11 protein-coding genes and 1 pseudogene are annotated in these 7,922 nt (G+C 55.4%); all 12 read left to right on the top strand.

What is annotated here, in order from left to right:
- A pseudogene (locus G542_RS19350) lies at positions 1 to 664 on the top strand (DDE-type integrase/transposase/recombinase); the annotation flags it as partial.
- A gap of 217 nt (positions 665 to 881) precedes the next feature.
- Positions 882 to 1,316, top strand: a complete 435-nt coding sequence (locus G542_RS18645; RefSeq protein ID WP_155826726.1) for a hypothetical protein — start codon at positions 882 to 884, stop codon at positions 1,314 to 1,316.
- Between the two features lie 414 nt (positions 1,317 to 1,730).
- On the top strand, positions 1,731 to 1,946 hold the full coding sequence (locus G542_RS18640; RefSeq protein ID WP_012697482.1) for an Rv1289 family protein: 216 nt from the start codon (positions 1,731 to 1,733) through the stop codon (positions 1,944 to 1,946).
- Between the two features lie 776 nt (positions 1,947 to 2,722).
- Complete coding sequence (locus G542_RS0113810) at positions 2,723 to 3,055, top strand: hypothetical protein (RefSeq protein ID WP_012697481.1); 333 nt, start codon at positions 2,723 to 2,725, stop codon at positions 3,053 to 3,055.
- A gap of 6 nt (positions 3,056 to 3,061) precedes the next feature.
- On the top strand, positions 3,062 to 3,274 hold the full coding sequence (locus tag G542_RS19690) for a gp53-like domain-containing protein (RefSeq protein WP_373279787.1): 213 nt from the start codon (positions 3,062 to 3,064) through the stop codon (positions 3,272 to 3,274).
- Positions 3,275 to 3,276: 2 nt separating this feature from the next.
- Positions 3,277 to 4,128 carry an N-6 DNA methylase gene (locus G542_RS19345; protein ID WP_162142379.1) on the top strand — a complete coding sequence of 284 codons (852 nt, stop codon included), beginning with the start codon at positions 3,277 to 3,279 and terminating at the stop codon, positions 4,126 to 4,128.
- Positions 4,107 to 4,409, top strand: coding sequence for a Mor transcription activator family protein (locus G542_RS17085; protein WP_051190079.1), 303 nt, complete (start codon positions 4,107 to 4,109; stop codon positions 4,407 to 4,409). The genes G542_RS19345 and G542_RS17085 overlap by 22 nt, the downstream gene beginning before the upstream one ends.
- A gap of 186 nt (positions 4,410 to 4,595) precedes the next feature.
- Positions 4,596 to 4,901, top strand: a complete 306-nt coding sequence (locus tag G542_RS0113795) for a hypothetical protein (RefSeq protein ID WP_027824407.1) — start codon at positions 4,596 to 4,598, stop codon at positions 4,899 to 4,901.
- A gap of 271 nt (positions 4,902 to 5,172) precedes the next feature.
- Entirely contained in the window at positions 5,173 to 6,309 is a 1,137-nt protein-coding gene (locus G542_RS18635; RefSeq protein WP_155826724.1) for a hypothetical protein, read from the top strand.
- Positions 6,310 to 6,609: 300 nt separating this feature from the next.
- On the top strand, positions 6,610 to 7,134 hold the full coding sequence (locus G542_RS0113780; protein WP_027824404.1) for a DUF4376 domain-containing protein: 525 nt from the start codon (positions 6,610 to 6,612) through the stop codon (positions 7,132 to 7,134).
- A complete protein-coding gene (locus tag G542_RS0113775) occupies positions 7,134 to 7,355 on the top strand; it encodes a hypothetical protein (RefSeq protein ID WP_012697031.1) in 222 nt (73 codons plus the stop codon). Before G542_RS0113780 ends, G542_RS0113775 begins: the two co-directional genes overlap by 1 nt.
- A complete protein-coding gene (locus G542_RS0113770) occupies positions 7,337 to 7,801 on the top strand; it encodes a lysozyme (protein WP_012697032.1) in 465 nt (154 codons plus the stop codon). The genes G542_RS0113775 and G542_RS0113770 overlap by 19 nt, the downstream gene beginning before the upstream one ends.
- The last annotated feature ends 121 nt before the right edge of the window (positions 7,802 to 7,922 follow it).

The raw sequence follows: 7,922 nt of genomic DNA, 5'->3' as shown, positions 1-7,922 counted from the left end.
CGGCGTGGGCAGCCTGCGCGATCTGGAGTCAATACCTGACCGACCGGTGCGCAAACCGTTCAAGGCATACGACCCCGGCTATTTCCACATTGACGTCAAATACCTGCCGCAGATGCCGGACGAGACGGCACGCCGCTATCTGTTTGTGGCCATCGACCGGGCCACCCGTTGGGTCTTCGTGCAAATCAGGCCCGACAAAACGGCCGCGGCGGCCAAGGCCTTTCTGAAAGCGCTGCAGATGGTGGCGCCGTGCCACATCCAAACGATCCTGACCGATAACGGCAGTGAGTTCACCGATGGCCTGTTCAACCGGCAGAAGTAGTCCAGCGGCGAGCATGAATTCGACCGGCTATGTACAGCGCTGGAGATTGAGTTCCGGCTGACCAAACCGCGCACACCGCAAACAAACGGGATAGTGGAGCGTTTCAACGGCCGGATCAGCGAGGTGCTGGCCACGCACGGCTTCGAATCGGATCAGGATCTCTCAGCCACGCTGGAGCGCCATGTGCTGCTCTACAACCAGTATCTGCCGCAGTTGGTCCTGCGACACCGGACACCGGTTCAGGCCATGAAGGCATGGCAGAAACAGCGCCCGGAACTGTTCAAGAAACGCGTTTGTAATCGTCCGGGACTGGATATCTATTGGAGCGCATTGCGCGGCTGAAATGTATATTAAATTGATATTGTTTTATAAGTATATGATTTTAATTGTTAATTTTTATGCATTAAAATAATTTATCTTATTATTACGACCAGTATATACAGCAAGATTTTTTATCTATTGGCTATTATTGATAATGTGCGTGGTTATGTTTTGAAGTAATTTTTTCTATTTCTGGGTTTTTATTTTTTTTATTTGTTTTTGTGTCTCAGGATGTCGTTTGTGCTTTATTGTTTTTTTTTGTTTTTTTTTTTTTTTTATTTTGGTCGTAATAGTAATAACCATTAAGATGGTTGTTGGATTGGGTGAATGCATGGGGAACACTAATAGAAAACGAGCTATTGTTGCAGCGTTGACAGATTTTAGTCATGATGGATTGCGTGAATTTGGGGCACCTCCGATGCCGGCTATTCTTATTGCCCGAGCAATTGGAGAATCTGAAAAGCTGAGTAGCGTATGTCAAAGCCTAAAAAAACTCACTGAGGATGGTGTGCTGATTGCTGAGCGCAGGCATCAAGAAGCTCGTTTTTCCCGTAATGGTGTAAGTGGATTCCAGATAAGAAAATGCATAGTGTATTGGAATGCTGCTACGATAGAAGAGGATCGTAGGCGCGCTGATTTATGGAGAAATAATAATATTGATCCATGCAATTAATTGCACTGTCTATCGCAGACATAATTTTTTAATCTTGAAAATATATTTTTAGAATGCATAAAAACGCCCTAATCGGACCGGGCGCATGTTTTTTTACTGAAGTGCAGGAAATCACTTGAGCTTGATCTCGCCGGATGCGACGTTATCCAGTAACAAAATCATTGTTACCGTGCGAGGTAAAAAAGTTTTCAACTATGCCGTTTCAGTTTCGAGATTGTGTTGGTCTCGCGTTTCAATGCCCAAACCATCGATGGTCGGGGTATAACGATATATGAAGTTGGCGTTGTTGCATAACTCCTACCGAGGCTGTCCAGGCGAGTGCAGCGTAGACTCGCCGCATGAACCCACACAAGCCCTAGCCTTGTTGCAGAAGTCCTGCCGGGCTACCCGGGTAGTGCGAGGTAGACTGGTCGCATGAACCCGCGCAAGACCCGTCACCGCACCACCAACTGGCCCGAACACAACCGCAGCCCGCGGATCGGAAGTAACCTTTATTACTATCGAGATCCAATCAACCATTACGTTGTCGACCGCTGGTGGGGGAAGATTGATTGCGCCCGAGCAATCATGGATTTCGAATTTCAGATCAAAGTCAAAATGGATTTCTCGAATGTTTGGCCATCGCTGTAATTGGCCTAAGCCGTCAGTCAATCGAACCGCCGAACACCCGCTGCAGGTAGGGATCAGAGCAACGGTCAGCTTTGGTCCGGAACCGGTCATTAGATTACGAGCGTGAACAGACATTTGCTGCTGGTCAGCGACAGTGAGGTTTGCCAAAAGTCTGAAGCTGCCCTAGCGAATCCTATTCTGCCCCCGTGTGGGAGCCTGGTGAGCAAGTACGCGCAACTAGTGTGCGGTGCGAATGGTCATTCGTGCGCAGTGAGGGTGCAATTAGGTGTGAAGTTGGAAAGCTATTTCGCAGAAAGGCGATCAGGCAAGCAGTGCGGATGGGATCAAGGCGGGGAGACATGTCAACTTCATGAGTTTTTTTGATCGAATCGTCAATCTAACATGCAGAACATTTGTAAATGTTAATTAATTGTCAATAGTAATCATGTGAATATGAGTGACGCACTGAAAACAAGCTTTCAGCTTGGGAAAAATTCGAATGGGCCGCCGGGATTAAACATGCCGGCTATGCGCCGCTCGACGGGCAGGAACTGAGCCGGGAATTGTATCCCGATATCTAGGCCGCGATCTAGGCAGGAGCCGTGCCGGTAGTGACCGAGGCAGACTGGCAGGCCGACCCGCTCAAGCGTGGGGCCTAGACATATGGCAATGGCAGCACGACATTCCGCATATCGGACTACAACATCAAGTCGCTAGGCTCGAAAGGAGCGTTTTTTGTCCGGGGTGACGGGGAGCTGTCGACAGGAACGCCGGGGTTGATTCAGTAAGATGAACTCATGAGCCATACGCACCCGCTGCATGGGTCGCTTTCGACATATCAAATCGGGGGAGGTCAGTTCGCTTTGAATGGCGGATCGGGTATTGTCGACGACATGAGATTCATCAGCGCCGCTGGAGCCACAGAAACCCGCCCGCTCAACGTGACCTCTGTCTGGGTCTGCCGTCTTTTCGGCGCAGTGACTAATCCCGGTGCGGCTGATGCGGTGCAGCTGGCGACCGAAGTTGCCCGTTTGTGGGCGCAGAAAGTCGAGCTGACGTCGTTTATCGGGTCAAACCAGTTGTTTGCGGCAACTGGATACCAGCGTCTACCGGGTGGGCTGATCGTGTAGTGGGGTATGACCGGACAGGTGGGGCGAACTGCAAATGCGAAAATCATATTTCCTGTTGCGTTTCCATTTGCATGCGCATCGGTTCACTGCATCAGGTCATCTGCGAATGCACAACAACGCGGAGATTTTGCAGAATCGATCACGCCGTCCAGTTTTGTGATCAACAATGGGAGTGCTGATAACGGCACAACATACGGATGGTCAGAGATCGGATACTGAACATGTTCTATTCAGCAACAACGTGCGGTTTCTACGACCACTACAGCAACAACGCCATTCCTGCTGATGCTGGCGAAATCACATCCGAACAGCATGCGGCGCTGTTGGCTGGACAATCTGACGGAAGGATTATCACGGCAGACGAGCAGGGCTATCCCGTTCTCACTGATCCACCGCCGGCAACGCTCGATACGCTACGTGACTGTGCACTGCTCATGTTACCGGCATGGGAAAAAGCCGAGCGTACCTCTGGTATCGAGCACGCTGGTCAGCGCTGGCTGACGACATCGGCAGCTTTGCAAGACATCCGCGACGTGCTACTTGCAGGAGCCGTGCTGGGCGAACAGTGGGGCACGGCAGACCGAGCGGGCCTGCTGTATCTGGTGACCGAGAAGTTCGCCAACATCGACCTACACCCGGCGTCGGTCGACAACGCCAGCATGGGCCTAGTGTTCGAGGAGCTGATTCGCAAGTTTGCCGAAATCTCCAACGAGACGGCGGGGGAACACTTCACCCCGCGCGAAGTCATCCGCCTGATGGTCAACCTGCTGTTCATCGAAGACGACGACGTACTGACCGCCGGCAACGCAGTGGTGCGCACGCTGTACGACCCGACGGCGGGCACCGGCGGCATGTTGTCGGTGGCCGGAGAATTCCTCGCCGAGCACAACCCGCAGGCGCGCCTCACCCTGTTTGGTCAGGAGCTGAACGACGAGTCCTACGCCATCTGCAAGGCGGACATGCTTATCAAGGGGCAGGACGTCGGCAACATCGTCGCCGGCAACACGCTCTCCGACGACGGCCACGGCGCGCGTAAGTTCGACTACATGCTGTGCAGTGCGCCCTGGCGCTGAAAGAAAGTGCCGGTCTCGACAAGGACAAGGCCGACCAGGTGGGACGTGAGATTGCCGACCGCATGGCCGCGCACTGGGGCGGCCAGAACATCTATTTCCCGATGGGCCTGTCCTACAAGCTCTCGCAGCGCGATCGCCAGATTTACGACGACTTCACCGGCGCCAACCACAGCGAGCTGGCCCGGAAGTACGGCGTCTCCCTTCAGTGGATTTACAAGATCGTGAAGACGGTGCGCCAGGAGGAGATGGCGCGGCGGCAGGGCGCCTTATTCACCGAATAAAAAACGGGCCAATCGCGGCCCGTTTGTCTTTTCATCCTCTGAAAGTTTCTTTCAGTGGGGCCTTCCGGACTCTTCCCGTATCATCCCGGTTGTTCCCACTTATCTTTCGTCCCCTCCTGAAATATCTCAACGTCTCTCAACAACTGGTGGAAAATTGCGACTTACCCGGCCCAGACGGTCGTGGGGTTGAGGGACATCATCGGCGCAATCAACTCTCCGTTCGGCTATGAAATCAGCCCGGTGGCCCGGGCACTGGAAGCGGTTCCTGAACTGGTCAACCGTGCGGCCGACATGGCAACAGGTGAGCGGGATCTCAAGCCGTCTGACGTGAAGCTGGCCGTTGACCTGGCCGGAACATGGATGGCCTTACCGTCCAGTCAGGCATGGATTACCGGGTCGTATCTCTATGACCTGGCAACCGATCAGGAGGATCCTGCCGATCCCTTTGAGTTTCTGCGCAACCTGGTTTTCACCAGACGCCAAGCCGCCTGACCGTACACGTATCTCGGCTCCTGATTGATAGCCTCAAGCCATCAATAGAGGGAGTCGTGATGGCGATTTCGAGTGAGATACGCAAAGCCGGGCCATTCCTCGGGAATGGAACAGCGACCTCGTTTCCATTTGGGTTCAAGGTCTTTGAAGCGGCTGACGTCAAAGTGGTGCAGGCCGACGCGGGCGGGATAGAAACAACCCTGACACCGGGGGGTGATTACAGCGTTACGCTCAATCCGGAGCAGGAATCTGCACCAGGCGGATAGTGGTGTTGAACATCCCGCTGCCGACCGGAGAGCGACTGGCAATCACCAGCAGCATGGCCAACCTGCAGCCGATCACCCTGACGAATCAGGGCGGTTTCTATCCTGAGACCATCAATGCCGGCCTCGACCGGTTGACCATCCTCATTCAGCAAGCGATTGAGCAAGTCGGGCGAGCCATCAAGGTCAACATTTCGTCCGGCCAGGACCCGGACGAATTGATGCGTGAGCTGCTTGATGGCATCAGGCAGGCTATCGATAGTGCTGCGTTGGCGGAAACCAAAGCGAGCGAGGCGGTTGATAGCGCGGGCCCGGCTGCACAATCGGAGGCTTCTGCAGCCGGGCATGCAGGTTCAGCAGCAGCCAGTGCGGCAGTGGCCAGCAGCAAGGCTGGTGAGGCAGCCGCCAGTGCCAGCAACGCATCGGGAAGCAAGACCGCCGCAGCCGGCAGTGCGTCGGCAGCGGCAAACAGTGCGCGGCAGGCAGCCGAAAGCGCGACCTCTGCCAGTCAAAGTGCAGCCGGTGCAGCAGCAGATGCAGCATCCATTCATGGCAGTGTAGCAGCGGCAGCCGGGCACGCTGATGCGGCGGCAACCAGTTCCGGCAGTGCATCGAAAAGCAAGACCGCCGCAGCCAGCAGTGCAACCGCAGCGGCTGAGAGTGCCCGGCAGTCCGGTGAGTTTGCGACCTCAGCAGGCCAAAGTGCAGCCAGTGCAGCAGCAGATGCTGCATCCATTCACGGCAGCGTGGAAGCGGCAGCCGGGCATGCAGCTTCGGCAGCTTCCAGTGCGGCATCTGCTGCTGGCAGTGCTGCAACCGCCAGCAGCAAGGCCACCGAGGCAGCGGCCAGCGCCGGCAGTGCAATGGACAGCAAGACCGCGGCAGCCAACAGTGCAGCCGCTGCGGCCAGCAGTGAGCAGCATTCCGGTGAATCCGCTGCTTCGGCTGCCCGGTCAGAAAATCATGCAGCAGAAAGTGCCCGGCAGGCTGCTGAAAGCGTAGCAACTGCCAATGCTCCCATGAAGCCAAACCGGATCCGCATCCGCAATACGCAACGGATACGGAATTGTCGGCCCTGTCCAAGTCATTGTCTGATTCAGTCCAGAGTGCAATATCCATTGCCCAGTCAAAAGTGGCAACAGTAAATGGATTGGGGCCGGATGCAGGTGGCAATGTCACCTTGCCAGTGCCGGATTCCGGAGGTGCAAGGCTTGTGAATTCTTATTCAGTTTCAGTGGCCGTCACGATTGACTTGTACGGCAATTGGGGGACGGGCCTATACATCGTGTGGACAGATATAAATGCAACGGCTGTCATTGCAACTACCCCACATAGTGCTGGCACAGCACTTGTGAAGTCCGCGACAAATAGCGGTTTCTATATCGCCAGGAATTTCAGGGCAGACTATTTCAATGCATCTGCATATCTTTACAAGATAGGTTGACATGTCAGACAGTATTTTTCGTGTGATTCTTGATGCCAGAGACGGCAGGCTTTCAAGCGTGATTTCTGAAGCGCCTTACCTTGAAACGATTGAATGTCCCGCTCATGTTTTTGAATCGCCGCATGATTACAGGTTTTTGAACGGCGAGTTCATTTACATTGCAAATGATCCGGAGAACATCCGGCAAATCAAAGCCGATCTATTGGCAATGCTTCCCCATTGGGAGAACAGCGAGCGCGCGGCCGGGATTGAATACGCCGGCCATCGCTGGCTGACCACTCCGCTGGCACTGCAGGACATCCGTGACGTATTGCTCGCTGGTGCCGTGCCGAATGAGCAATGGGTGACGGCAGATCGCCAGATCGTGGCTATGACTCTGCATGAGCTGCAATCGCTGTGGCAGGCCATCACAGCCCGTGGCGCACAGATCTATCAGCGTCGGCTTGAGATGGAACAGCAAATCGCGGATATGAGCCGCGAGCAGCTGGAGGCATTTGTGCCTGGCTGGCCGGAAGGGAGCATGTAATGGCTCTTCCAAAAGAAACAGCCGTGGAGGCAATCAAGGCAGCTCCACCGGTCAGCGTTACCGCTGCCGTGCTGTCCGGTGTCTCGGTGGCAGATGTGATCCAGTGGCTGACGGTGCTGTATCTCGTCTTGCAGGTGGCCTACCTGCTGGCCAAGTGGCGCAGGGAGTCACGCGCAACCCAATTCAAATCGGAGCGACAGGCATGCGCACACGACAAATAGCTGCGGCCCTGACGCTGTCTGCCTCGGCGCTGGTCGGGATTGCCCTGCACGAAGGCTACCGGGACACGGCATACATTCCGGTACCGGGCGATGTGCCGACCATCGGCTTTGGCACAACCGAAGGCGTGAAGATGGGGGACCGCATCACGCCGCCCAAGGCGCTGGCCCGGGCATTGACCGACGTGCAGAAGTTCGAGGGGGCGCTGAAACAATGCGTTCGCGTGCCATTGCACCAGCACGAGTATGACGCCTTTGTCTCGCTGGCCTACAACATCGGCTCGGGGGCGTTTTGTGGCTCAACGCTGGTGCGAAAGCTCAATGCCGGCGACTACGCCGGAGCGTGTGCCGAAATTGATCGCTGGACCTATGCGGGAGGGAAACGCTTGCCCGGACTGGTCAAGCGTCGGGCAGAGGAGCGGGCCCGGTGTGAGGGGAGGGCGGGATGACTGATCTCTCGCATGGGGCTGTTCGCGTGCTGCTCTGCCTAGTGCTGCTGGCGGGTGCATGGTGGCATGGCCACCGCACTGGCGCTGCGGGTGTGCAGGTCGAATGGGATGCCGATCAGGC

The sequence above is a fragment of the Laribacter hongkongensis DSM 14985 genome, assembly GCF_000423285.1.
In the GTDB taxonomy this organism is placed as follows: domain Bacteria; phylum Pseudomonadota; class Gammaproteobacteria; order Burkholderiales; family Aquaspirillaceae; genus Laribacter; species Laribacter hongkongensis.
Note: the sequence above shows the minus strand (reverse complement) of the source record. Positions and strands in the feature narration are given on the sequence as shown.

Bases quoted from the DNA above. Each gene is read 5' to 3' on its own strand.
- G542_RS18640 (WP_012697482.1), top strand. From the start codon at position 1,731: ATGAACCCGCGCAAGACCCGTCACCGCACCACCAACTGGCCCGAACAC.
- G542_RS0113810 (WP_012697481.1), top strand. From the start codon at position 2,723: ATGAGCCATACGCACCCGCTGCATGGGTCGCTTTCGACATATCAAATC.
- G542_RS19690 (WP_373279787.1), top strand. From the start codon at position 3,062: ATGACCGGACAGGTGGGGCGAACTGCAAATGCGAAAATCATATTTCCT.
- G542_RS19345 (WP_162142379.1), top strand. From the start codon at position 3,277: ATGTTCTATTCAGCAACAACGTGCGGTTTCTACGACCACTACAGCAAC.
- G542_RS0113780 (WP_027824404.1), top strand. From the start codon at position 6,610: ATGTCAGACAGTATTTTTCGTGTGATTCTTGATGCCAGAGACGGCAGG.
- G542_RS0113775 (WP_012697031.1), top strand. From the start codon at position 7,134: ATGGCTCTTCCAAAAGAAACAGCCGTGGAGGCAATCAAGGCAGCTCCA.
- G542_RS0113770 (WP_012697032.1), top strand. From the start codon at position 7,337: ATGCGCACACGACAAATAGCTGCGGCCCTGACGCTGTCTGCCTCGGCG.